This window comes from Pseudoalteromonas shioyasakiensis (assembly GCF_001550135.1).
GTDB classification, from domain to species: Bacteria; Pseudomonadota; Gammaproteobacteria; order Enterobacterales; family Alteromonadaceae; genus Pseudoalteromonas; species Pseudoalteromonas shioyasakiensis.
In genome coordinates this window covers 37,449-61,855 of record NZ_LRUE01000007.1, presented here as the reverse complement: position 1 = coordinate 61,855, position 24,407 = coordinate 37,449, and the positions used below count along the sequence as shown (strand labels likewise).

Sequence of the window (24,407 nt, the reverse complement as noted above, 5' to 3'; positions counted from 1 at the left end):
TGGCATCGTCTTCATCAACACGATTGCCCTCAGCATCGATGCAATACCCTGTTACTGCCCGGGTAAACTCGTTAGCCGTGGCCAGCATTGCCAAATCTTGCGATTGAAACTCTACACGCAGCTGCGAACCCATGGTTGCACGGGCTTGTTGCTCTGTCGTTAGTGCTTCGTTTGTGGTGATTATGTCGGCTTCGGCACCCTCTAAGCGCGTACTTAACTGTTGGCGTGCTGTCGCTGCAGCACTTAGTTCGTCAGCATTGGCTTGGATAAGATCATAAGCAAAGCTTAAGCTCGTATTAATGCCATCGGGCTTATTAACGTACTGCGTGATCACATCTTCAATGGTGCCCTCTGCAGCATTGATCCACGAACGTGCTTCTTTGGCTGCAGTGATAACATCGTCATCGTTTATTTGCTGAATGGTCGCTGTTACGCCATACGATGCATCCCACGAATTAATGCTTTGCTGTACGTTGCTTTGCGTTTGGTACCCTTGCAGCGTGACCCATGCAGCACTGATTTCAACAGCGCGTTGCACGGCTGGGCCGTCAACCCATGTATGGCCCGCAGCTTCACATGCAATGGCATCGTCTTCATCAACACGATTGCCCTCAGCATCGATGCAATACCCTGTTACTGCACGGGTAAACTCGTTAGCCGTGGCAAGCATTGCCAAATCTTGCGATTGAAACTCTACACGTAACTGCGAACCCATGGTTGCACGGGCTTGCTGCTCATTGGTTAGCGCTTCGTTAAATGTGTTGATATCTGATTCAGCTTGGTTAAAGCGGGCACTTAACTGTTGCTGTGCATTCGCTGTTGCACTGATTTCATCGGCATTGGCTTGGATAAGATCATAGGCAAAACTAATGCTAGTATTAATACCATCGGGTTTATTGACGTACTGCGTGATCAGATCGGTGATCGTGCCGTCTGCGGCGTTAATCCATTGCTGCGCTTCTTTAGCTGCAGTGATCACACCTTCATCGTTAATTTGCTGAATAGTCGCTGTTACGCCGTACTCAGCATTTAACGTGTTGATATACTGCTCTACATTCGCTGCAGTTTGAAAACCCTGGTTGTTTACATACGTTGCGGTATATTCATTGATAAGCTCAACCAATGGGCCATCAATCCATTCATGGCCCGCAGCAATACAGGCCATTGCATCTGCTTCATCAACCAGATTGCCGTCTGCATCAATACAATAACCAACTGTCGCGGCTAATCGCTCGTTAGCTTGAGCAACAGAACGTTGACCTTCACGGGTGATTTCGGCGCGCAATTCACGCTCTGAGCTACTACGGGCTGTACGCTCATTTGCAAACGCTTGGTTTAGGCTTGTTAAATACGCTTGGTTTTGAGCAAAGGCACCGGCTAACTCTAATTGTTGAGTTGCTAGCGACTCAACATCATTGGTCACAGCGGTTAACTTTTCTGTGGCCACTGACAAGCTATAACCTTGCTCTGCTAAGTCGTTATCTTGCTGCAGCTGGTTATAGGCATGGATAATATCAGCTAAGCCTTGCTCTTTTACATTGAGCTCAAGGCCGCTTATTTGGCTAACGCTTTGGCTGATTTCACCTTTAATTGCGTCTAAGCTTCGCTCTGCAGTGGCAATGCGATCATTAACGCCATTTTCAGTGTTTAAAATACTATTTACTTGTTCGCGTATGGTCGCGTTAGCGCCGTCGATCCACGTTTGCGCAGCATTGGCTTTTAAGATGGTGTTGTTATCTGAAAACTCTTGCAGTACCGCACTAATGTTGTATTGGGTATTAAACGAGTCAATTAACGTTTGCACGTTGCTTTGCGTTTGAAAACCAAGCGCATTAACCCATGCCGTTGTTGCGTACTGCGCCATGATCCCAGTACGCGCATTGATATCATTTTCAAGGGTTGTTGTACGGGCTGTGATATCAGCTAAGGCTAAATCATTGGCGCCACGTTTGCCCACTTCGATAAAATCAATGTCACATGAGCCTAAATCAAACTCAAGGCTTGTGATTGTACCTGCGTAACCAGCTGTGCCGGTTGCATCTATGTTTAACGTTTCCCACTCGTCGCTTGCGGGTTCTGGTAGGTGTAAAGCGGTGGTACCACCATTAAATTTAATATCACCGCGCCAGGTTGCACCCACATGTTTACGCACACGAATACGAAACATTGGATTTTCAGTTGCGTCATAGCTGATCGCAGGTGTGGCCACTTGGCTTGATGCGACAATATAACCTTGTGCATTGTGGCTATCTACACCCGTAAAGCCCTCTGCATTTGTGTTAAATTGCCAGCTATACGCAGGTTGTAATGCTGCGAGTGACCCTGCAATTTGTGATTCTACTTCTGCATATGTTGCGCGCTGAGTGATTTGCCCTGCTTGCAGTTTTAACGTTGCTTCTGCTTGCGTTATACGATTTTGCGATTGAGCAATTTGCTTAGCGTTTAATGTGATTTTGCTTTCTGCGCCCTCGATTAGCAGCTGAGCACTATTAAAGCTTTCGTCTGTGTATGCATAGGCACGGTTTACAATTGTGCCCGTGTCAGGATCAACATACACGGCGGCATCAATTAAGCGCTCATTGTCTAACGTTCTGCGCTCGTATTCGTTACGCCAGTTTGTATAAGCCGAGGTGACGTTTAATACACTTAAACCTAAGTTTTGCTGCTCTAATCGCTGTTTTTCGATAGCGATTTGATTGATTTTAATAAGCGCTGGCAAGCTTGCCGAACTGCTGGCATCGAGTACTTGAGTAATGCGCTCTAAATCATTAATTTTGCTTGTTGATTGCGCTAGTTGGCTTTGTAAGTTATTTGGGTTTTCTGCATTAATTACATCAACAATATCGACTAGCTGATCAATCTTAAACGGTATGCTATTTGGGTTTTCTGCGTCGAGTACTTCGACTTTTTCTGTTAAGCCGGTGATCGCATCAATGTTCTTTGCAATCAATGACGGTAAGTTGTTTTCGGTTTCTGGGCGTAAACGGTCAACCTGCTGATTAATATCGCTGATCAGGTTTTGCGCTTCTTGGCTTAGCTGGCTAATTTCTAGATCTGCAATGTACTCAGCAAAGTCAGCCACAGTGGTAGATGCAGACACAGCAACCCAAGGGCTCACACCTGCCACGTTTTTTGTACGTACTTTAAAGTTATATTCGGTATCAGGCTGCAGCCCTGTAAACGTATAGTTATAACCCGAATGGGTGTTAACCTCGGTTCGTGGGTTGTCGTTGGTACCTAAAAATTGCCACTCGAACGTTGTGCCTAAGCCCGCGCCCAGCACACGCGCACTTAGCACTAATGTGTTATAGGTTGCAGAGTCAATACTTACAATAGGTTCGCCAGGTGTGAGCACATCAAACGACAATGTGACAAATTCGCTGTGGTACCCCATATTCGAGCGAGCACGAATATCAATTTCAAAACTGCCTGCGTCTAAGTCGGTAATGATGTACTCTGGCTGTGGCGTAACGGTGCGCTTAATAAGCGTATTGTTACGGTAAATTTGCACATCAAAGTACGTATAAGCAGACACCCAACTAATTTTTACATGACCATCATCAAGGGCCGTGGCTGTTAACTCTGTTGGCGCTGCGACTTGGCGCGGGTTTGGTAGGTTTGAATCGGGGATTGGTGGGCGAACAACGCCACTTAACCAATTGTAAATGTACGGCTGGTGCTCTTTAAATGTGAGCTTATAATCGCCGTTATCTTGCAAGTTACTTTTGATTAAACGAAATGGCTTTTCATCCCACCCCAACTTTTTAACGGTGATCGGTACGATATCACCCACGGTGTACTGCAATGCAATAGGGCTTGCGGTTACAGTAAAGTTTAGTGATTCGCGGCTAAGCATCGCAATCACACGGGCCATTTGGCGGGCTTCGTAGTAATTAGTACAGCCAGATACTTTAAAGCGGTGTTCTAGCAATACGCCGTTATCTGCAGCAAGCCATTGCTGCTCTAGTTCGCTGTCTGGCTCTGGGTAGATAGCATCTTGTTCAGAGTAAAGCGCTTCTTTATCGATGTATTCAACAATAACGCGGTTATAACGTTTGTTTTTGCCACCGCTGCTGTACTGGATCTTTGATTTAAAATCGCGTTCGCTCAGCCCTTCTGGTGTAACTGGCTCGTCTTGCTCAATGATTAAGTGCAGCTGACCATTGATGATAGGAATAATGCCGCGCATGCTTTTACCAAGCAGCTCGACGTTATCAAGAATACTTTGCGCGGTGTCTATAACCTGGTTACAAGTAAACAGCTTTTGTGTTTCGCTAGCACCTTGATATTGAGGCACTAAAGTGTCGCACACTGTCGCAGCATCTTTAAACGACTGCAGGTAAATTTCGCTGGCTGCTAATTCTTTACCGTAAATTTTGGCGGTTAAGTAATCATGCAAAATATACGCTGGGTTTTCGCTGTATTCGACTGCCCCTGTGTGTAGGTTTTTTACTTTTTTACCACGAATAATGGCCGTAAGATCAGGCACGCCAGTAAAGGGGGCGTCGTCTGCAATGCTCCACTCAAGACGAATATACGAACAGGCTAAACCTTGCAGCTTATGATTTTTACTTGCAGCATCCCAACCGGCTTCTTTTAAATATGAGTATGTATAGTTACCCATGCCATTCGGAAAATGCACGGCATGAGCCCAGCGACCACCGTCTTTTGCGTCAAATTTGCTGTCGTTAATAGAGATTTTATTAAGCCAAAGATCTTCGACGCCATCGATGCCACCCTCACACCAGACAACGATAAGGTGTAACAAGTCGTTTTTTACATCATCGCCATCGTCTGGGTTCGTTGTGTTCATAAACACAATTGTGCCGCCAACTTCACGCGTGCCATATACAACAGGTATATGATTTTCTGAGCTGGCCTTGGTTACGTTTGTGCCTTGGCCGCTGCGATCTGGCTCTGGGTTTAACCAGTTTAAGATTAGTTTAGTTGTGAAGTGTCTTAACTTTGAGAATAAGCTCATTTTTGTTCCTGCTGCTCAGTCGCACCACGATTACCGCGCCCTGCCGAAGAAATGGCAGGGCTTTTACCTTCGCGACCCCAAGGAATATCGCTAATAACGCTGCCCGAAAACTCCATACCCATATCGTTTGGGTAAAAAAGCTGTTGGGATTTATGAGTGGCTTTGCGGCCTCTAGCCGCTTCGAAGTCAGCCCAGATAGAGGCCGATTTCAGGGTGATATTTGCTGTTTTTTCTGATTCTTCGCCGCCCTTTTCAGCGATAAGCCCTTTGTAAATAACTTGCGTAAAGGCAATTTTGCCATCGCTGTTTAGCCATGCTTTTTCGACTGTAACGGGGGTGTTTAGCCAATTTTCAGAAAAAAAAAGCGCCGAAATGGCGCTATCAATTGCTTTTAAGGTGATGGGTACCTCACCCACCTTGGGGCTACCCTGTTGCTCGGTTCGTATGCCCTCATCAGACCAATAGCCCTTTACGAATGTGGCACCGTTGTGTTTTAAGCTGGCACCGCTGTTTGTTGCTCTAAACGGGGTGGAAAAATGCACCGTAAGTAACAAAGCTGTGGTGTGTGGGCCTTTTAATAATTGTTTAAGTTCGGGGTTTAAACTAATCATTAATGTATTCCTCAAACTCGACTTTAATTGCCACCTCGCGATCGGTGTCTGCACGATGCTGTATGTCTTGATCATCGCTTTTAAGTTCAAGACTAAAATGCACATTGCCGCCCGATTTCATGGGTGTACCCGCTGGCACAGCAACACGTAAATTAGGCGTAAAACTCACCGTACCTTGGCCTACACCATTAGTGTTAAGCACCGCTGTTACCATGTAAGCTTTTGTGTGGTTATCAAACTGAATGTAATCACCTGCTTTCAATGCACCAAGCACGTTGTTATTCATGGCATATAACGCGGTGGTTGTATCGCCTTGTTCAGCACTGGTACGAACGAGCGCATTTTCAGCACCGGCCCCCAACTGAGGGAGCGGATTTTTCATTGTGCATACACCAAAGCGACCACCCATCGAGCAAATAAATGCATAAAGCGCCATGGCTCTTTCGTAATTAAGTTTTGGGGTGGTCATATCAAAGCCCCATCGATGGCGATAAGCAATACGGTTTTTATTGCTAATACCGCCCAGCGTTGGGTCTGTCTGAGTGCTGTCTAAGCTGCGAATACGCAATTTTTGCGGCAATATAAATTGCTCTGGGAACGTTGCCATTGAACAGCCTTATTTTTATTAATGTGGAATATCGATAACGTCTTGCAGCTTTTGAGCGATGCGATTTATGTTGTTGTCAAACCACTCTGTCATTGCGTCATTAGTGTTGTTTTCAATGAAAAACTGCGGGGAAATATGCACCTCGCGGGCACCACCGCCCTGATCATCATTGCCACTTCGGTTTGCAATGATTTCGTACATTCTGTCGAGTTTATCAACGCTTTCGTTTGTATAAACACGTTCGCCCTTGTCGAGTAACCACGTACCCTCGGTTGGTACCGCATCAATACCGCTGTGCGCCATACCAACCATGCCCGCAGAGATACCCCCCACAGCCATGGCCATTGGTTGTGATACAGCAAGCGCAGCGGCCATTGCGCCAGGCGCTAAAATTGGGCCCACAATTGGAATAGCTGCAGTTGATGCAAAGGCATTTAGACCTGCCGTTAATGCCATTGCTTGTGCGCTGGTTGTCATTGTGGTGGCAGCACTGGTCGCAGTCGCTTTATTTAATAGCTTTTCGGTGGCCCATAGTGCTAAACGCTTTGCACCCATTTCAGCTAATGCGGCGATAGTCGAGCGCAGCACGCCGCGCATTACATCGCGCATTGAGTCAGCAAAGCTTTGCTGTGTCATAACTGCGTTGGCAACTGACTCACCAACACCTTGCGTGAAGCGATCAAACGTATTTCCCCACATCGTATCGAAGTTTTCAGTGGTCAGCTGCACCTGTTCTTGCAGCTGTGCTAAAAACCCTTGGTGTTGTTCTAGCTGCTCAGCCTGATAAAGTTCTGTTGCTTGCTTTGATAGCAAGCGGTATTCATCATCTGTTAGTTTGCGGGCTGCATTGGCTTCTGCGTATTCATTTAACTGCACCTGCAGTTGGGCTTTTTCTTCTGTCCAATCGTTTTCGCGCATTAATTGACGAACAGCGTAATATTCTTGTGCTTGAGCAATTTGTGCAGCGTATGGGTTCGTTTGCTCTTTGGTTGGGGTATCATCCCCACCGCCTTTATTGTCACCGTTATAATTAAGGCCGCCAACATAGGTTTGAGCCAGTGAATCAAAACGGGCTTTAACTTCTGCATACCATGCATCGATATTTTGCGCTGGGATAGGTTCTAGCATTAGCTCATGCAGTTTGGCCGTTGCTTCGCGGGCTTCAATATACGCTTGATTTGTTTGTGCTTCATCAAACAGTGTAATAGGTTCAAATGTGGTTAGCTCTCGCAGATCAGCCGCAAGCGTTGCCGCATCATCATTTAAGTAACCGGCTAAATCGAGGGCTTTTTGTAGCGGTAGAATAACTGTTTTTACCACTCCTTCGGCAAACGCCGTGTAAGCTTTACTCATGAGGTTTAACCCCTCAATAGTAAGTAGCTTTAAGCCCTGAAAACTGACTTTTAAACCTTGCCAAATAACTTGTATGCCACGCCAGGCATTACCAACGAACCCTGCACCTTTTACCAATACACCAACGGTGTCAGCTGCGTAACTGCCCATGCCGCCAACTTGCTTGGCGTTTTCTAGGAATAATTCGGCTAGTGAGCCTATAACGGGCGCGGCTTCTGTTGCCAAGTGTTGGCTAAAGCTGCCCCAGACAGACTCAGCGCGGGCAATATTATCATTGGCCATTTCGATTTTATTGGCATCAATACGGTTTAGGCTTAAGCCAAGTTGTTGGGCCTCATTGCGCATGGCATTTAACCCTGCGCTGCCACCTTCAAGCAGCTTAAGCATGCCAATGCCTGAACGCCCAAATAACTCGTAAGCGATACGTGTTCGCTCTGATTGGCTTGATACCTCTGATAATGCATCGGCTAAAATGCCTAGTTGCTGATCAGGTTTGAGTTTATTTAGCTCATTTACATCTATTTTTAGCGCGTCGAGGGTGTCTTTTAATGGGCCTGTGCCTTTAAAAGCGGCGTCTGCTACGCGCCGTGTAAGGTTTTCTACACTTTTATCGAGGTCTTTAACGCTTACCCCAGACAAACCAGCTGCATGCCTTAGTTCAGTCAATGCGCTAGTTTGAATGCCGATACTGTCAGCATATTTTGCTGTTTGGTCGATCACAGTTGCTTGCTGTTTGTAGATAGCAAGCAAAGAGCCCACAACTAAACCCCCTGCAACAACGCCCGCTTTACCATATTTATTAATATTGTTGCGGGCGTTTTTTGAAAACTCTTGAAGACGTTTACTAGTGCGGGTTAGCTCTTTTCGTAGGGCAACACTGTTGCCGCCGATCATGACGTTTAAACTGGCGAGTGTACTCATTGACTTTGCGGCCCCATGAAATTAGCTAAGTAGGCGAGGGTTTCATCTTCTGATAGTTGTTTGCGTTTTGGTTTTTCTTTGTTTCTCAACAATTCAAAGGCATACAATTCAGCAAGTTGCTTGTGGGTTATTTGGCGTTCAAGTTCAAACGGGGTGCGACTTATTTTTTCAGCGTAAGCAAATAAGAAGCACCGCCACCCGTCAGACTCTAGTTTTTTTTCAGTTCTTCAATATCATTTTCGGTGATACTGTTTAGTTTCATTGCAGCGGAAAACAGCTTGTTGATTGGCGCCGCTGGCATGCTTGTTAGTTGTTCAAGATCATCTAAATTGAATAACTTGTTACCGCCTTTATCTTCAACAGTCATGATGACCATTAACGATTTCGCTGATGTGTCATCTTTAAACTGACCATCAGTGTTGTAAGCTAAGCGCTCAAATTCTTCACCTTCTTTCACTGTTAACGCTTTTACATACACATCACCAAGACCTGCAAGTGTCACTTTTTCACGGTGAAGAATGCCTAGTTTTGCAAAGAAGTTTTGTTTATTCAGCTGCGTCATTTGTTAATTTCCCCCAAAAGTTAACGCCAATTTTGCCTATCATGCGTAGGCTCTTTTCTTCTTCGATCTCACCAACGCCCCAGTCAGCAAACACAGCTGTAAAAGGAATGTGTTTGCCTGATGTTCCTATTTTCACTTGTAGCTCGCGCTCTTGATTATCATCAGCCGCTTTAGCACATTCTGCGTGACCAGGATCAGAGCCGGTAGCATCTAGGCGGCATACGATTGAGCGTTCGCCACCATCTTTTTTACTGCTTGCGCCATACACCTGACCTGCGTCTGATAAAGTGGTGTCATTTTTTAACGTGCCATCGGCACTTAGCTTGCCACCTAAACCGTCGAAGCCGATAACTTCAACAAATTCAGAACCAGCAAGTGGCTTGATCATTAATTTTGAGCCGTCAGGAAAAATCGGGTTCATGGTTGTTCTCCGTAGTGAAAATTAAAATCGATTATCTTGCGGTGAACATCAGGATCGCCACTGTAATCGGGTATGGTTTCTTTTTCTGATATTGAATTAATCGTTACGCCATCAAATGAACCTTGAATATTTCGTAAAAAATAGCGAAGTTCTTTGCTGAGTGAACTTACTTGCAATGGGTCACTTGATACTGAGCTAATTTGCACGCGAGCAACGCGCTGGCCATAGCCGCTTAATACGTCGTTTCGCTTGTCGGTTACAATTTTCCAGCATAAGGCTGCATCTTTGTTCATTTCAGATATTTTGATGTGATAAACATTATCTAAAACAAGGCTTAAAATGCTGGGTATGGCCAGTTCTATCATGTCGATTGCCTTTTTAATGCTCGCTCGATGCCTTTTGCTAGCTCTACTTTCACTATGCTAACAACGCGAAATTCATTATTAATTAGGGCGGGGCGCACAAATGGCACGCCGACAATGCCCGGGTGCATCAAGTTATTTAATCCGTCTGGGTTTAAAATGTGCGGTTGCACACCCGTTTCTAACCAATAGGCGATAATAGGCGAAGGAATTAACGAGCCAGCCGCCGCTTGAGCTTTTTTGTTGTGGTAAACCCCGACATAAGCAGCTGCGTCGAATATGCTGTGATCACCCTTTTTATTGATGGCTGTTTTAATTTTTGTTGACTCAGCCATTTGGCCTGTTTCTTTGCCAAACTTAGTATTGGCATCACGGGTCATATCTTCATGAACAGGCTTTGCGGCTTTTCTTAATGCAGAGCGAAGTACTTTGCCTTTTGTTTGGCCCTCTACTTTCTTAAGTGCTTTTTCAAGCTCTTTTAGGCCAAGCACATTACCTCTAATTTCCATGACTAGACCAACTCTAAATCAAAGATAATGGTATGGTTTTCAAGGCCCACGTTAGTCGTGTCTTTCACTTCGTATTGTTGGCCGTTTAGCTCGACAACGTTAACGTTCATGAACGCGGCCCGATAATCAATAGCAAAACTGACTTGCGCTGTGCTTACTTCTTGCGTTTGGTGGTTAACAATACCGCCGCGCTGCTTTTTGTAACTGCCTTTTACACGACCAACTTTTGTTTTTTGTTCTTCTTTTCCAAGTGAGCCTTTAACTAATTGAGTAGAAAACAGAATTGCCCAAGTACGTTTTTCGCTTGATGAAAGTCGTTTTTTCATGGCTAACCTATCAATACACGTTTAAATTGCTTAATTGCCGTGGTGTAAGCGGGGTTTTTTGCCATGCTATTGACAATTTCAACCTCCCGATTGCTGTCTAAGCTGCTGATTTGCAGTAAACAGGCTGTTTCTAGGTTGGCTAGCTGATAAGTTTGCAATTCATCAAGGATGATTGGCGCCTCGGTACCTTCGGGAACCTCAGCTGCAGTTTGATAAATTAATCGACCAATATCGCTACACACTAAACCAATTGCTTGGTTGATAAGGCGGGTTATGCGGGTATCTTCAAAATTATCAGCTTGATCGATACCTAGTTGGTCTTTAGCGCGGGCAAGGTCAATTAACATAGGATTCTCATATAAAAAAGCCGACTAGAAGATCAGGGCTAGTCGGCTTTGACTCTCACGGTTTTTGATTTATTCGTTTACCAAAGACGAGCAACACTAGGTTTCAATGCAAGGATTGAATCTGCTTTTTCGTTGTCAAATCCTGCAATGTCACCATTAGCCCATGCCTTATGGGGGGCGTGGAATTTTAGAATTTTCTTTTTGTTTTTAGTGGCTTCTTCAATAGCTGCCGCTTTTTCTTCAGCCGCTTTTCCTTCAGCTGTTTGTTCTGCGGCTGCTTTTTCTACATCTGCCTTTTCTTCAGCTGCTTTTTCTTCAGCTGCCTTTTCTGCAGCTGCCTTTTCTTCAGCTGCCTTTTCTTCAGCTGCCTTTTCTTCAGCTGCCTTTTCTGCAGCTGCTTTTTCTTCAGCTGCCTTTTCTGCAGCTGCTTTTTCTTCAGCTGCCTTTTCTGCAGCTGCTTTTTCTTCAGCTGCCTTTTCTTCAGCTGCCTTTTCTTCAGCTGCTTTTTGTTCAGCTGCTTTTTGTTCAGCTGCTTTTTGTTCAGCTGCTTTTTTTTGCTGTGCTGTTTGCGTAGCCATGATCAAACCCTTTTTTGTAGCCCTGCATTGCAGGGCTAATTAACTTAATGGTTTAGAAACTAATGTCAGTTCCTAACACAAGACCTTCTAAATGGCGGAAACCAATATCATTACCAGTAACTAGGCGTAATACTGATTGATTTCGAGAATAGGCAGAAACTAGATTTCCTGAAGCATCGTTATATGTTGCTTCACGACTAAAATCGATGGTCATTTCTTCGGCTTCACCAATAATCACATCGTTAAAATCTGCAAAATAGATTTCAGACATAGCTAGACCTGTACCTAAATTAACAGGGATGTTAGTCGTTTTAGCGTATGGATAGCCCTTAAGTTCGCCTTGGGCCATTTCTGGGTAAACCTTGTTACCATTACCATCTCGTAAGCCCGCTAAGTAAATAGCAGTTCGAGGTGATAAACCCCATGCAGGCATAATCATCGCTGAATCGCTTTCTTCTAGTGTTAGAATCAAGCTATCTAAGTACTGATCGATAATTAAAATATCGGTCTTATCACCTGAAAATGCTTTAACTCGCCCTGAATCTAGGGCTGTTTTACGCATACCTGTAGGAGTGTTATTTGTACCATCATCACGCAGGAAAGCTTTATCTTGTCGTGTTGCTGTAGCGGCAAGCATATCTTTTAAAAAGATACTTTCTACATTTCGGCCAGCTTTGCCAATTAACTCATTAGAAATTGGTACGATCGTCATCTGAGTTTTTGCAGATAACTTCACATCATCTAATGTTTGAGTATCAGCGTTACGAGGCTCATTTTCAGCTTTATAGCCTGATACTGCGCCACCTGTATGACGAGGAATTGTTAAGTTTCCATTAGGTAACGGCATAACAGTGGCGCCAAGTTTTCGAACAATACTGCGCGGGCGCAATAATTCGATAAAGTCTGAGCTTAAATTCTCTGGAACTAGCGCACCACCAGAACCTGCCGCTGTAGAAACAGCCATCGCCACATCTTTATCATTTAATTCAGTTTCAGCAAATTTCTGTGCATCTTGTAAATTACCTCGGCCTGCAGCGATCGCCATACCAAAGCGAGCAATTTTAGCACCAGGGTAATTCTCAGCTTCTTTTTTTACATGAACCGATGGGCCTGATTTGTTAGCAATTGGCGTAGCTTCTTGAATAGCGATCTGCTCAGCTGCACGAGCACGAGTTAACTTCTCCCCTAACTCTGCGTGCTCTTTTTGTAGTGTTACGAACTGTTGGTGCTGTTCTTCCGTTAGTTCTTCACCTTTCGCCTCAATCGCGGCGAGTGCTTTTACCTGTTGAGCGCGGTTATTCATCGCCTCAATTAACTGCTGGATAGTCATAGTTTTTTTACCTTTTTTGATATAAAAAAAGGCCGCGAATGCGACCTTTTTGGTTAAATCTGCCGCGAGGCAGGGATTTATTTCGGCGTGTTTAACAGTAGCGAAGCAGCTTGTACTGATATTTTCTTCGAGAGCGTCGGGGTGCTTGAACGCTGAACAGCGGATAGCGCAATTTGGTTAATTGCATCTTGAGGTGTGGCGAGTCGATCCGCCAACTTTAAGGCTATTGCAGCTTGACCCTCGTAAGTATCAGCTTCTGTTGCTTGCACTTCGCTTAAACTTAGCTCGCGATACTTTGCAACTGCACCAACAAACTTCTGATATGTGTTTTCAATGTTCTGTTCTGTGTGGGCTCTTTCTTCTTCGCTCATTTCTACATCAGGATGAAAAAATACCTTTGTAGCACCCCTGTGGAATGTGTGGACTTTATACCCTGCTTCTTCATATGCCTTAGTTAAATCTAAGCGTTTCTGATATACACCAATTGAACCAACACCTGCGGTTTCAGAAATAATAATCTCAGTACAAGCCGAAGCTATCAAATACGCACCTGAATAAGCATTGAAGTTGATAATTGCTCGTATAGGTTTAATACTGCGAGCTTGATAAATGAATTCTGCACATTCAAAAGCTGCTTGGGCTGTACCACCCCCGCTGTTTATATCAAGGACAACCTCTAATACTGACTCATCATTTAGAGCTTTTTGAATTTGACTACGTAGCAACTCGTAACTCATGACTTCTTCGCACGTATCTGTAATTGAACCTCGTCGCGGCACTAGGATTCCATGAACTGGAACTACTACAATTCGATCACCCTTTTCAGGATCACCTAAAGGTATCGGTGTAGATTCTTGGGCGCTAATTTTCTCTGGGTTTTCGTGCTTATCCACTTTAAGGCCCAGAACACGAGGAGTTAAAAAAGCTTCAATGGTGTTCGCCAAGCTTGCCGTTAACAATAACGGTTGATTAAACGCCATCTCAGCGATATTGGTGTAGTTTATCTGCGGCATAATAATTCAATCTCTTTTATTTGTTCTTCTGTTGCTTGCTCAATTTTTTGGTGGACGTCCATGTTTTTGCTGTCAACCATATTCAATGGGGCTAGGTATATATCTCCACCTTCTACAGGAGGTAAGTTTTCCATCCTTCGAATATCGTTTATTGATAACCAACCCCATTGGCGGCCAAGCGCGTACGATTTAAAGCGCGTTTCCATATCTCCACGGATCAAGCTATTAAAATTAAACTCGATTAGATGCGTGGATTTTTCGCTTGGACTAAGCAAATCACGATGCATGGCTTGCTCCCAACGCTTTAGCCATGGCATCACTGCGAACATAAGATAATTAAGCGTGTTCTGCTCAACCGATTTATATGATTCACCGCTTGACTCAAATACCATGGAAAGAGGCACGCCATACAAGCGACATATATCAGCTATGCTTGCTTTTCTGGCTTCAATTAATTGCGCTTGTTGATGGTTCTGTGCAAGCTGCTTGTAATCCATCCCCTCTTGCAATAAAGCCACGCTAAACGCATTCCGCAAACCCGAATGGCGATCGGTAAACCCATTGACCAAGTTATCAATACCAGCCTGAGTCTCTATTTGCCCCGCCTCTTTAGGTCTAGTAATCACACCACTTATTGCAAGGCCATTAGAAAATGCTTTTGCCGCGTATTCTTCTTGAGCGAGTGCCAAACCAATTGTATCGGCGCTAGTCTGTAGCGGTGATTCACCTTGAAACCCATCACGACTAAAACCTTTAACATGGTGAATCTCACGCATGGTAAAAACTTGATTATCCCACTCTGGAATTTTGTAATAAGGTAGGCCATCACTGCCTTTTAAAATAATTACTTTATCTCGATGTATCGGGATTAGTTCTTTTATTTCGTGGTTTTTTTTTCGATCAATTAACGCTAAGTGGTTACCGTTCAAACCAAGAAATCCCTGTCCCCGCTCAAAGTATTCGAACGCAGTATCTTTTTGGTTTGGTTGATATTTCAACAAATTATACAACGGGTGCTCAGGGGCTTTATCTCTCTGGTCACCATTTCGCTTGTAAACTTCACAAGGCATTTTGCCTAATTCGCTTGCAAGCAAAGTGACACAGCGAGCAACAACAGATTGGGCAAGCGCAGTGTCTTCATTTATTGCAACACCTGCTTTTGAACCTCTATTAGACCCCCAACCACTAGTACCTGTAAAATTTGAACTGCTGCTTGATGTGCTTGTTGGTGTAAATAGTGATGACCACATTATGAGTTGCCTTTTTTGTTAGCAGCCTTTTCAAACGCTGTTGCACGTGCCATTAAAAATGAGTATGCAATCAGGAATAACCCAAACACTGTGAATCCAAGTGCAGGTAAAAATAACCATGCGCCATACGCAGTTAGAATTATGCCAATGAAGCCGATTAGGGCGCTTATGATGTCTTTTAGCATCCGACTTCTCCTGAGTCATAAATTGATTTTATAGGCGGCGGCTCTCGCATTTTCAGCATAGCCTCACCAATAGCCATGATGAGCGCCACCGCGCCATCTATTTTATTAATCGCTTTTTGTTTAACGGGCCTAACCACATCATCATTACCTTGATAATGCTTACCTATAACATTTGATATGTGCCAAGCCATGATTGGGTTGCCGTCATGATGAAAGCGACCTGAGTTAATGGCCGCTTCCAGTTCTTTCATTGGGTCTGAAAGGTTTGTGAAATTCTGTGTGACTGTCACAACCTCTAAGCCCTCATCGGCAAGATGATGGCTTAAGTTGGTTGCACCATGCGGATCAATTGGTACTGATATGCACGGGGTTTCTAAATGGCTTGCAATTACATCGTCTTTAATTTGCCGATAATCTATTTCGGCACCATCTGTTACGCTCAAATAACCTTGAGTTAAATATCGTTGGAATATTTCTTCAAGTTGTTTGTTTTCGTTGTTAAAAACCTGCTCATACGGCACCCAGAATTGCGGGGCAACGCAATACCAGTGTGTTTTACCTTCTATTTCTTTCCAAAACAGACGTACCTTTGAGTTCATATCAAGCTTGCGAGCTAAGTCGAGCGCTTGAACACAATCAACCCCACGGAAAAAATCAATACTAAGATCTTTGTCTTCACACTCTTTGTATTTTTCCATGTTGAAATAGGCCGATTTAGCACTGGCCCACATGTTTAAATGCTTCGTTTTAAAGGTGTTGGTAAAGTTGGGGCTGTTTATTGCTTTTTGTTGCTGGGCCAATAAGTAATCGGCCTTAACGCTAATGCCGTAATTAGGGTTAGCCTTTTTTAAAATTGCTGGATCAGTCCAATCGTCGTCCTCGTCGATTCCATACAGCAAACCAAACAAGTGATCGTCTTGCGTACCGTTTAGCATTGCTTTAACTCGCAACTCTAAATCGAAACACGGACTCATTAAGTTAGTACCGGCTGTGGTGATAACCAATGTCATTGGCTGTTCACGCGAACCCATACCAGTATCGAATGTATCGTACTGCTCGCTTGTGTTTTGTTCGTGGTATTCATCCACGATTGCAATGTGCGGTGAACTACCATCGCCAGGTTGACCGATCACAGGCTCGAATACTGAACCATCACTGCGGGTTAATTTCTTGGCATGAAGTTGCAAACCAAATCGCTTTCGCAGTTTCGGTAACTTTAGAGCCATTAGCCTTGCTGGCTTAAAAACCTCCCAAGCTTGCTTTTCATTTGTAGCACCGCAATAAACTTCACTGCCGTATTCTTCATCGGCGCAAATACCATATATACCGACACCTGCGGCAATAATCGACTTGCCATTTTTACGAGGCACCTTAAGCATCACCTCGCGAAAACGGCGCTTGCCCGTTTTCTTTACCACCCAACCAAATGAGGCAGCAAAGAAAAACAACTGCCACGATTCTAGTGATATTTTTAGTTTTTTTCGCGCCCATTCACCTTTGGTGTGAGGCATTTTCTGAATGAATGAGCAAACGCGCTCTGCCTTTGCCTTATCAAACCGAAATTTAAAATTAGGGTCTTTTTCTTTTGCGAGTTCGTCTAGATGACGTTGGCATGCAAGTATTACTTCACGGCAATTTGGTATTTTTCCCGCCACAACGTCACGGGCGTATTTGTTTGCCGCATTAACGTTAGGGAAAGTGGCCATATTTTAATACTCTTTGAAATCATCCTCGTCATCTTCTTCGCCTTTGCCTTTGCCACCGCTCAGCATTCGGGCGCGGGCCATTGGTGTTAATCCCAATTGGCTGGCCAATTTTAAAGATTGGTTAGTGAAAATATTATGTGCAGTTACGTAAGGATGAAGTTTTAAGCTTCCCGCACTCGTCACATCAGTTAAGTTATTTAAGTCTGCGAACTGTGATTCGAGCTTAATAATTTTACTGATCGCATTGCAGTAATTTATTAGATGCGGGATATCCTCTGAAGCAAATGATTTTCTTTCAAACATAATCCCGAGGTTTGAATGCCAGGCGTCAATCGCATGATCATCTAAAAGCAGTTCTTTAGGGCAGTTGGGTTTTCGGGTAATCGAAGTGTCACCAACAGACAAACCGCCTTTAATATTTCCACCACCTGGCGCTCTACTTTCTGCCATTTTTCACCTGCAACAAAAGTAAATTAAATGATCGAGATATGATCACAGGTTGATCAAATTCCAATTCTTATTATTTGCGTATAAAAATTTGACTGGATGGCGGTACTTAGAATAGGGGGTTTGCTGAACAATTTTGACCCCCCTACCCATCTAAGAATTCAGATTTATTGCGGTATGCCCGTATTTTTCGAGTATCGCTTTAACTGTTTTGTTCTTTTCCCATCCAGTTTTGAAATTTGCACACGATTCACAGAACCAAGAAAGGTTTGATAGTGCTTCGGTACCACCTTTCGCAACCGGTACAATGTGCTCACAGACAGAACCAGATTTAACAATTGGCTTTGGCTGAGTAAGACAGTTAATGCACAAACATTTAGCTTTTGTTTTAACTATCTCGCGTGTGTGCTTGTATTCCTTTGTTTGATATACACGCTTGCCTTGGCGCTGCTGCTGCTTCTGATACTTACCCCAGCTTGCTAGGTGTGCATGTTCCTCACAGTAACCGTGGCGCAGTGTTGTTTTGTTACCGCAACCATGTTCGCGGCAACGCTTTGGTATAGCTGCTGGCATCTTATCAACCCAAAGTTATTTACTTTCCACAAGGCCAGTGACATATCGGCCTTGTTATAATCATAAGACGCGCCTACAATATGAACACGACTTTCCCTTGTCCCACGTTTGGCATTGCGACCACTGGGCTTGGGCGAAACTGCCGACCTAACTTAGGTCGGTTTTTTCATTTCTAAAGCACTACAAACTTCACATATAGCTAATATAAATATTTAATGAATACTTTTTAAATACTCATTAAGTATTTAATTGGTCACTCCCTTGGTGCTTGATTAGTCAGTGGCTTTAAAGCCTATCGCACGCACGACGGCGGGCAGTAAGTTACTAAGTTGGTTCACCAAGGGAGTGTTAATTACTTCTTGTCTTGCTCCAATGCATTAAGGCGCTGCTTGATTAATGCTAAGTCAGTTTCCATTCGAGATTGCCAAACAGTAGAGTCATTAAACTTCTTCTGCAGGTATTCAAGTATCACTGACTGATTGGCTAAGCGTTCCTCTATACGAGCGTACTGCAGTTGGTTTTGGTTCACTGTCATAGCAACCCAACCAAGAACGCTAACAATCAAAGAGCCAAGTACAAAGAGCGCAATCTTTTCAAATTTAGAATCATTGTTGTTTGCTGTGCTCATGTTTGGCTCGCCATTGTCTTAGTGCGGCTTTGTCTAGGTTACAAAGCACGTTAGTGTTGTGGGCTTTAACTGCGAAAGTTAGCAGTTCGCGGTTGGTGTTAACTGGTGATTGACTGACAGTGCAGTCATTAAGGAGGTGCAGCGGGGGCAGCACCGGAACTTGTTTCGTTATCGTGATCACCTGTGGTTCGGGTGGCGTCATCGAACACGCGCTTAATATTAGGAGGCAACTTAGTGTTACCCCAATCTTGATTAGCTGGCTCATTAATAAAGACCTCTTTTAGCTTAGTTTGCACAACGGTTTGTTGTTCTTTCACATCACTAAAATCAGCTAGATAAGCATTAAACATTTGTTCTTGCTGCTTAAGATCAGAGCGCAATGCACGTTTATCTTGCTCGCTTTGATACAGATCAGCCTCATAAGCACTTACTTGTTTTAGCAAACGTTCGTTGGCGCCTGTTAGATTTTCGATTGTATCAACTGCAGTGTCGTACTTGTTGACCATAACAACTGCGCCAGCTGTTGCGGCCAGCGCTACTGCAATCATGAGTGATGATTTATTTAGAAACATGCGAACCTCGCTTTTATTTGTAACTGGTACCGTCTTATGTGCTGCACGTACTCAATCGTTTCGCGCGAGTGATGGCCAGTGACTTGTGGTAAATACTGAATGATGTGAGGGTAAAGAGTTTCACCACCACTAAGCTTTTGCGCCTTTAAACAGTTACCTGCGCCAGCGTTATAATTACAAAGCGCTAGGTTTTCTCTGTCATATTCTGGCCTTGGGGATGACCAGAAAGAATACTGTTGCTGCATATAACGTGCTGCAACTAATATCGACAACTCAGCATTAAACGGCGAACCGGCTATTCCTAATTTAGCGGTTTGCTCTTGCCAAGTAGCGGGCATAAATTGGGCCACTCCCTGTGCGCCCACGGGGCTTACTGCATCTACACGGAAACGAGATTCTTGCCACAACTGGGCTTTTAAAAGGTCAGGATCACGACCAGGGCTAAAACGTTTAACAGCGCTTTCTATCTCTTTATCAAATCGACAATCAAGAGATAACTGAGCCGAATAAGAGTGCAGCGGCAATAGCGTACATACCAAACAGCACAGATAAAGCCATATAGTTTTTATCATTGCGGCAATCCTGAATTAACTTATCAAGCGTGTAACCGTTGCGGTTATTGATAAACCTAACTGCAACATGGAATAAAACAAAAGCAATTAAAGCTAATAAAAGGTTGTAACCTGCGCCGCTTATAAACGTTGTTGCAAAACTCATTAGTATTCACCTGTTAAAATTTGTTTAGCTAATTCTTCTGCTCTAAATTCAGGTTTGAATGTCAGAACAATTGACGCTGCTGCTTCAAAATTGTTTTGTTTGAACGCGGTAATTAAGTTTTCTTCACGACAAAAGCGCGGGAACGTAAGCCAATAAGCAATGCTTAAAATTGTTTGCTGGCGCACATAATTAAATTGATTGAGGTCTAAACACTGATATACCAGATCGCGTAAATTCATTAAGTCTGATGCAAGCAGCTGTTCGGCTTCATCTTCGGTGATTGGGTTATTGTCAAAATCGCGGTGCAAATAGTCAGGTAATGGCTCTGCATTTAAGTCGTGGCCGTAACCAATCAAACACTTTGAGTTTGAATGCCACACGCACTCATAAAAACCCGCGTGGCGTTTTAATTGTTCAATTAAATTCATCATGGCGGGCCTACGTTCAGGCACAAAAAAAGCCCAACCGGTTAGGGTTGGGCTTAGCAAGTAACGTGCATAAGTATCGGGTATCTTTCAGTTATTATCTAGGAGGCTTTGTATACAGCTTTACCACCTTGGCAAGAACAATACATTTTTATGCCAAAGCTGTAAACCACATTTTGTGATTTTTAATCAAAAAAACACACTTTGAGTTTTTACTGACAAACCAAATGGCTTTTATCTTACGCAAGGATTACATCTATATTGAGTAAGTCGACTTTAAATTATCTTTTGTAAGAAACAAGTTCCGTCACTAACCCTGTAAGTGACATTTAAACTGCTAGTTACTGTCATTAATTTAGGGCGGCAATAACCAATGACATTGCTACCCAAGTCTTTCTTAAAGTGTTGACATTCACCGCATGGTTTACTTTCAACGTCATAAATCTTTATTTTGCAGTCAACACACCATAAGCCTTTTTGATTCTTACGACCTTGTGTTTTTGGATGGTTACAAGACATTATAATTTAATCCAACAGTTACTTGCTTAATACTTGGCGGGTGGGTTCAAGCTTAACCAGTTCGTTGAGTAAGCGGTTGGCTGTTTTTTCAGAGATAAAATGTCTAATGGTGCAATCATTCCCAAATTCATCTTGATAACTAACAACAAGCGCCACTGAACCGTCACTTATTCGTTCAAATCGAGGTAACTGCTCTGTCATAGCCTGTATTCCATTTAGTTTTCTACATGAACATAAAAATCATTGCCACATCTTTCGCATTTTACTTCTGCCGAAGCTAAAGGCTCATTAAAGACCTTTTCAAAATCAACACCATCGACAGTGAATGAAGTTTCACATTCAGGGCATTTACCATCAATATCAGGCATAGCCACTACCAAGTTACCCGTCATATCTACGTACATTTTAACACCTGCATTCTAAGATTAGTCGTTAATCTCTATATCGAAGTAATTAACGTCGATTTCTTCATACTTGAATTTAGATAGCACTTCATCAGTGCCACCATGGCCTAAAAGCTTATAGTTAAGGAAGTGCGCTAACTCTTGTTCAGTTACACCCTCTGGTAAATTAATATCTAAAATAACTTTCGCCACAACCACCTACCCCCTAACAATCGACTTCATCTAATCCCGCTTCACCATCACCAAGAGCTTGATAAGCTGCCTCTGCAATCATGCTATGAAATGGTGTTCTACCGTCCTGTTCTTCACTAGAAATTACACGCTTAATTGCAACAGCAGCTTGACCGCTATCAGTAACAATTATTTCTGGTGCGTCGTGTTCTATAGAGCGCTTTAATGATTCGATACCAATTGATACAACTAATTGATCATCTTTAATTTCAAACTTAACATTTTGCTCTTTGTTACTCGTCATAATAATTCTCAGATAATTACTAATTTAAAATTAATACTCAGCAAATTGGCTGCTATTGTTTAAAGATGTTGTCAGCTGAACCTTTCCCATATTTAATACATTCGTAACCCAGCTTTCGCCATTTAAATACATATCCCAATTAAAGAAACTGTTTGTTGATTTTTGCAAAACAACCTCATTACCATTAACAACGCTCTTTACTTCACATGCGATTTTTAATTTACCGCTTTTTTTGGTTTGGATAATAAGCAAGTCGCCTTTTCTTGGTACCCTAATAGCTCTACACATAACCACCTCATTTAACTTGGTGTGACTTGTCACAACTTCAATGGATTGCCTAGTATTGATACTGCGCAATCTGGCGAACCTTTATAAACACCACCACATGATTGAGTGAGTGGTAAATTACATTTATTGCATGGGCGCTTTAACTGCTCGGTTAAGCGCTCGTTATCTCGGCGTATTAGTGTCGAAATGTATTCATCGCGCGTGTAAGGATCATTACCTTTACCTGCACGTGCCTGGCAAAGGTTGTCGAGTACTTCACGCTCCGATTCAGATAGCTTTACCGAAACCTCTTTAACCCCTAAGTTCTGAGCCTTAGCACGTTGTTTGCGCTTTCTATCTCTCGCAGCTGCTCGCTTAGCTTCTGGTGAACTGCTCATAGTCGCTCAAGCTCTAGCAAATCAATAAGCCAACTAAGCCCATAAGCCGAACCAACCACAACAAGAGCGCATAGAGCCAACAAACCTAGACCTAATGCAATATCAGTCGATTTTAAAATAGTGTCATCGTTATTCATGGCCAGCACCCGCACGCGGTTTACCCGTTGGCCCTTGGTCTGGGCCAAGCTCCGCAAATAACGCCCTAGTCTGCTGTTGCTTAACACGCACATCGTGCAATAAATCAATTATTTCTTTATTGAGTTTGCTTGTTTCTATAACTTGCGGGCGTTTATCACCCTGAATGTTCATATCTTTATCTATCATTTCACTGGCCAACTGCAGTGCAATGTCTTCTAACGTCCAACCGTTCGGGTTAGTCGCGCTCATTAAGATTGGGGTATTGCGTGGTTGAGACTGTATTTCTAGCTGCTCAATATACTTAAGCGCATTTGCCCACAGAGTGGCAAGACCTGTAGAACCGCATTTTTGCATTCGGCGCTGTTCTACGACGATGTGTGTTTTAAGTAACTTAACTTGATCAGTATTCATTGGAACCTCGGAATTTTTATTCATTGCAAACCAGTTATGTTTACGGCGCTTTGGGGAACTGCTCATTACTAACCCCAAGGATCGCTTAATTCTTTTCTTAACCTCTGAGCATCTAACTTGAGCTCAAGTTTTTCTCTGAGTGTTAAATCTCTTTGTATGTTTTTGGCCTTGGCCACCACTTCTTTTTGAGGCTTTGGTAACTTTTCTGGTTTCTCTTTTGGTTTTATTGATAATGGTTTGCGCACCTGCTTTTTGGCGTACTTGCCACTCGGTACATACGCTTTACGATCACACCCACAACCTTTTACATTGCCTAAGTTGCACTTACGAACTAAGCGTTTGGTACCGCAAACACACTCGCAATGAAATTGCTGACCGCCTTGTTTATCTTTTTCGCCCTGTTTAACCACAGTCCAGTTATTGAACTTATCGCCAGGTGAAACTAATCCTGTTGCCATGTTATACCTCTGCTCTCTTAAACTTTTCTTGGTGGGGCCATCATTGGCGGCGGGGTTATTACTCTTGGCTGATAACCAATAAATGGTAAATTTGGTTGTATAACGCGGCGTTTAACCTCTAGGTCAATGTTTACTGAGTCACGGCCAAGTGAGAACGCGATAACAACTGCAGCAAGGCAAATAAGCGCTAAAACAGCAATCGCGGCCATTAGCTCTATTGGGGTAAATGAGATCATGATGCGTTTCTCCGTTTTTTAATTTCATCCTCTAAAACTGAGTAATCAAGTGAAGTGGGTAACTGAGTCTCAGCTGAAATAAGCTCCATTAATCCGTTCGCAATTTCAAAAAGCTTAAGCGAGGCCAAAAGCTCATCTTTTTGTCCAAGCGGGTGGTTCGAAATAATCGCCGCTAAAAGGAACTTTTCCATGCTCATTACATAAAAAGGAGGAGTGCGTTTTATTAAATTTGATTTTTTTAATTTGGTGTACTGGATTAATGATATTGAACTGACTAAATCAAGCTCTGCTCTAATAATTTTATATCCATCATAAAGATTTACACACTTAGCTAAATCGGCATTATTGGGTTTTGATGCCGTCAAAAAGTTAAAAGCTCTTTTAAATAAATTAGCCACAGCTACACCCCCGCCGCTACTTTTGGAAAGTAATAAGTAGGATTAACAAAATTAACTACCGCTTTGTGGGTTTCTTTAAGACTAGCCGTAGAATAGCAACGACGACTTTCCCCAATGAAGTGGTGTGGTGGGCCTTGGTAACAATTCACCCTTTTAAAACCTGTAAATAAACTTATTTTTGACAGCCTAAAACTACGTAAAACCTTTTCACCTGGTTGTAATAAAGTCGCTGTTTCATCTGTGTAAATATCTATCATTACGTCTTCCTTCCTGTAAATT

At 43.2% G+C, this 24,407-nt stretch carries 36 protein-coding genes; all 36 read right to left on the bottom strand.

Annotated elements, in window-relative coordinates:
• A partial coding sequence (locus tag PASHI_RS04020) for a fibronectin type III domain-containing protein (RefSeq protein ID WP_082710862.1) occupies window positions 1-4,981 on the bottom strand: 4,981 nt, incomplete at its 3' end.
• Window positions 4,978-5,592, bottom strand: a complete 615-nt coding sequence (locus PASHI_RS04015) for a hypothetical protein (protein ID WP_058584069.1) — start codon at window positions 5,590-5,592, stop codon at window positions 4,978-4,980. The genes PASHI_RS04015 and PASHI_RS04020, both read right to left, overlap by 4 nt.
• Window positions 5,585-6,199 (bottom strand): hypothetical protein, encoded by a 615-nt coding sequence (locus tag PASHI_RS04010; RefSeq protein ID WP_062564623.1) that lies wholly within the window; start codon window positions 6,197-6,199, stop codon window positions 5,585-5,587. The genes PASHI_RS04015 and PASHI_RS04010 overlap by 8 nt, the downstream gene beginning before the upstream one ends.
• A gap of 18 nt (window positions 6,200-6,217) precedes the next feature.
• On the bottom strand, window positions 6,218-8,473 hold the full coding sequence (locus PASHI_RS04005) for a hypothetical protein (RefSeq protein WP_062564622.1): 2,256 nt from the start codon (window positions 8,471-8,473) through the stop codon (window positions 6,218-6,220).
• Between the two features lie 208 nt (window positions 8,474-8,681).
• Entirely contained in the window at window positions 8,682-9,035 is a 354-nt protein-coding gene (locus PASHI_RS04000; protein WP_062564621.1) for a hypothetical protein, read from the bottom strand.
• A complete protein-coding gene (locus tag PASHI_RS03995) occupies window positions 9,019-9,456 on the bottom strand; it encodes a hypothetical protein (protein ID WP_062564620.1) in 438 nt (145 codons plus the stop codon). Before PASHI_RS03995 ends, PASHI_RS04000 begins: the two co-directional genes overlap by 17 nt.
• Window positions 9,453-9,821: a hypothetical protein gene (locus PASHI_RS03990; RefSeq protein WP_062564619.1), complete on the bottom strand. Its 369-nt coding sequence runs from the start codon at window positions 9,819-9,821 to the stop codon at window positions 9,453-9,455. Before PASHI_RS03990 ends, PASHI_RS03995 begins: the two co-directional genes overlap by 4 nt.
• Window positions 9,818-10,327, bottom strand: a complete 510-nt coding sequence (locus tag PASHI_RS03985; RefSeq protein WP_062564618.1) for an HK97 gp10 family phage protein — start codon at window positions 10,325-10,327, stop codon at window positions 9,818-9,820. Before PASHI_RS03985 ends, PASHI_RS03990 begins: the two co-directional genes overlap by 4 nt.
• A 2-nt stretch (window positions 10,328-10,329) precedes the next feature.
• Window positions 10,330-10,653, bottom strand: coding sequence for a hypothetical protein (locus tag PASHI_RS03980; protein ID WP_062564617.1), 324 nt, complete (start codon window positions 10,651-10,653; stop codon window positions 10,330-10,332).
• A 2-nt stretch (window positions 10,654-10,655) separates the two neighbouring features.
• Window positions 10,656-11,000 (bottom strand): head-tail connector protein, encoded by a 345-nt coding sequence (locus tag PASHI_RS03975; protein WP_062564616.1) that lies wholly within the window; start codon window positions 10,998-11,000, stop codon window positions 10,656-10,658.
• A gap of 77 nt (window positions 11,001-11,077) precedes the next feature.
• Window positions 11,078-11,578 carry a hypothetical protein gene (locus PASHI_RS03970; RefSeq protein ID WP_208855479.1) on the bottom strand — a complete coding sequence of 167 codons (501 nt, stop codon included), beginning with the start codon at window positions 11,576-11,578 and terminating at the stop codon, window positions 11,078-11,080.
• A 52-nt stretch (window positions 11,579-11,630) separates the two neighbouring features.
• Entirely contained in the window at window positions 11,631-12,908 is a 1,278-nt protein-coding gene (locus PASHI_RS03965) for a phage major capsid protein (RefSeq protein ID WP_062564671.1), read from the bottom strand.
• 77 nt (window positions 12,909-12,985) lie between these two features.
• Window positions 12,986-13,921 carry a S49 family peptidase gene (locus PASHI_RS03960; protein ID WP_062564670.1) on the bottom strand — a complete coding sequence of 312 codons (936 nt, stop codon included), beginning with the start codon at window positions 13,919-13,921 and terminating at the stop codon, window positions 12,986-12,988.
• Window positions 13,909-15,171, bottom strand: coding sequence for a phage portal protein (locus tag PASHI_RS03955; protein WP_082710861.1), 1,263 nt, complete (start codon window positions 15,169-15,171; stop codon window positions 13,909-13,911). Before PASHI_RS03955 ends, PASHI_RS03960 begins: the two co-directional genes overlap by 13 nt.
• Window positions 15,171-15,356, bottom strand: a complete 186-nt coding sequence (locus tag PASHI_RS03950; protein WP_062564669.1) for a hypothetical protein — start codon at window positions 15,354-15,356, stop codon at window positions 15,171-15,173. Before PASHI_RS03950 ends, PASHI_RS03955 begins: the two co-directional genes overlap by 1 nt.
• Window positions 15,350-17,062 carry a terminase large subunit gene (locus tag PASHI_RS03945; RefSeq protein ID WP_062564668.1) on the bottom strand — a complete coding sequence of 571 codons (1,713 nt, stop codon included), beginning with the start codon at window positions 17,060-17,062 and terminating at the stop codon, window positions 15,350-15,352. The genes PASHI_RS03950 and PASHI_RS03945 overlap by 7 nt, the downstream gene beginning before the upstream one ends.
• 3 nt (window positions 17,063-17,065) lie before the next feature.
• Window positions 17,066-17,512, bottom strand: coding sequence for a P27 family phage terminase small subunit (locus tag PASHI_RS03940; protein WP_062564667.1), 447 nt, complete (start codon window positions 17,510-17,512; stop codon window positions 17,066-17,068).
• Window positions 17,513-17,662: 150 nt separating this feature from the next.
• The gene (locus tag PASHI_RS03935; RefSeq protein WP_062564666.1) at window positions 17,663-18,082 is read right to left on the bottom strand and encodes an HNH endonuclease; all 420 of its coding nucleotides are present in this window, start codon (window positions 18,080-18,082) and stop codon (window positions 17,663-17,665) included.
• Window positions 18,083-18,434: 352 nt separating this feature from the next.
• Window positions 18,435-18,710: a hypothetical protein gene (locus tag PASHI_RS03930; protein WP_062564665.1), complete on the bottom strand. Its 276-nt coding sequence runs from the start codon at window positions 18,708-18,710 to the stop codon at window positions 18,435-18,437.
• The gene (gene lysC, locus PASHI_RS22400; RefSeq protein ID WP_425272494.1) at window positions 18,688-18,912 is read right to left on the bottom strand and encodes an Rz1-like lysis system protein LysC; all 225 of its coding nucleotides are present in this window, start codon (window positions 18,910-18,912) and stop codon (window positions 18,688-18,690) included. Before lysC ends, PASHI_RS03930 begins: the two co-directional genes overlap by 23 nt.
• Window positions 18,839-19,282, bottom strand: a complete 444-nt coding sequence (locus PASHI_RS03925; RefSeq protein ID WP_062564664.1) for a hypothetical protein — start codon at window positions 19,280-19,282, stop codon at window positions 18,839-18,841. Before PASHI_RS03925 ends, lysC begins: the two co-directional genes overlap by 74 nt.
• The gene (locus PASHI_RS21770; protein ID WP_201024568.1) at window positions 19,273-19,806 is read right to left on the bottom strand and encodes a transglycosylase SLT domain-containing protein; all 534 of its coding nucleotides are present in this window, start codon (window positions 19,804-19,806) and stop codon (window positions 19,273-19,275) included. The genes PASHI_RS03925 and PASHI_RS21770 overlap by 10 nt, the downstream gene beginning before the upstream one ends.
• Window positions 19,769-19,999, bottom strand: coding sequence for a hypothetical protein (locus PASHI_RS21970; RefSeq protein ID WP_058584021.1), 231 nt, complete (start codon window positions 19,997-19,999; stop codon window positions 19,769-19,771). Before PASHI_RS21970 ends, PASHI_RS21770 begins: the two co-directional genes overlap by 38 nt.
• Entirely contained in the window at window positions 19,999-20,430 is a 432-nt protein-coding gene (locus PASHI_RS03910) for a glycoside hydrolase family protein (RefSeq protein WP_152996465.1), read from the bottom strand. Before PASHI_RS03910 ends, PASHI_RS21970 begins: the two co-directional genes overlap by 1 nt.
• Before the next feature lie 531 nt (window positions 20,431-20,961).
• Window positions 20,962-21,144, bottom strand: coding sequence for a hypothetical protein (locus tag PASHI_RS03905; RefSeq protein WP_062564663.1), 183 nt, complete (start codon window positions 21,142-21,144; stop codon window positions 20,962-20,964).
• Between the two features lie 14 nt (window positions 21,145-21,158).
• Complete coding sequence (locus PASHI_RS03900) at window positions 21,159-21,347, bottom strand: MJ0042-type zinc finger domain-containing protein (RefSeq protein WP_062564662.1); 189 nt, start codon at window positions 21,345-21,347, stop codon at window positions 21,159-21,161.
• A 21-nt stretch (window positions 21,348-21,368) separates the two neighbouring features.
• Entirely contained in the window at window positions 21,369-21,539 is a 171-nt protein-coding gene (locus PASHI_RS21965; protein WP_156426454.1) for an RNA-binding protein, read from the bottom strand.
• A gap of 13 nt (window positions 21,540-21,552) precedes the next feature.
• Window positions 21,553-21,822 (bottom strand): hypothetical protein, encoded by a 270-nt coding sequence (locus PASHI_RS03895; protein WP_062564661.1) that lies wholly within the window; start codon window positions 21,820-21,822, stop codon window positions 21,553-21,555.
• Window positions 21,823-21,852: 30 nt separating this feature from the next.
• Window positions 21,853-22,110, bottom strand: a complete 258-nt coding sequence (locus tag PASHI_RS03890) for a hypothetical protein (RefSeq protein WP_138599505.1) — start codon at window positions 22,108-22,110, stop codon at window positions 21,853-21,855.
• A gap of 29 nt (window positions 22,111-22,139) precedes the next feature.
• Complete coding sequence (locus PASHI_RS03885) at window positions 22,140-22,487, bottom strand: hypothetical protein (protein WP_062564659.1); 348 nt, start codon at window positions 22,485-22,487, stop codon at window positions 22,140-22,142.
• The gene (locus PASHI_RS21960) at window positions 22,484-22,624 is read right to left on the bottom strand and encodes a hypothetical protein (RefSeq protein WP_156426453.1); all 141 of its coding nucleotides are present in this window, start codon (window positions 22,622-22,624) and stop codon (window positions 22,484-22,486) included. Before PASHI_RS21960 ends, PASHI_RS03885 begins: the two co-directional genes overlap by 4 nt.
• Window positions 22,617-23,102 (bottom strand): hypothetical protein, encoded by a 486-nt coding sequence (locus PASHI_RS03880; protein WP_062564658.1) that lies wholly within the window; start codon window positions 23,100-23,102, stop codon window positions 22,617-22,619. Before PASHI_RS03880 ends, PASHI_RS21960 begins: the two co-directional genes overlap by 8 nt.
• Before the next feature lie 2 nt (window positions 23,103-23,104).
• Window positions 23,105-23,494: a hypothetical protein gene (locus PASHI_RS03875; RefSeq protein ID WP_062564657.1), complete on the bottom strand. Its 390-nt coding sequence runs from the start codon at window positions 23,492-23,494 to the stop codon at window positions 23,105-23,107.
• 17 nt (window positions 23,495-23,511) lie between these two features.
• The gene (locus PASHI_RS03870) at window positions 23,512-23,730 is read right to left on the bottom strand and encodes a hypothetical protein (protein ID WP_062564656.1); all 219 of its coding nucleotides are present in this window, start codon (window positions 23,728-23,730) and stop codon (window positions 23,512-23,514) included.
• A complete protein-coding gene (locus PASHI_RS03865; RefSeq protein WP_062564655.1) occupies window positions 23,727-24,128 on the bottom strand; it encodes a hypothetical protein in 402 nt (133 codons plus the stop codon). The genes PASHI_RS03870 and PASHI_RS03865 overlap by 4 nt, the downstream gene beginning before the upstream one ends.
• 2 nt (window positions 24,129-24,130) lie before the next feature.
• Entirely contained in the window at window positions 24,131-24,385 is a 255-nt protein-coding gene (locus PASHI_RS03860) for a hypothetical protein (protein WP_062564654.1), read from the bottom strand.
• Between the last annotated feature and the right edge of the window lie 22 nt (window positions 24,386-24,407).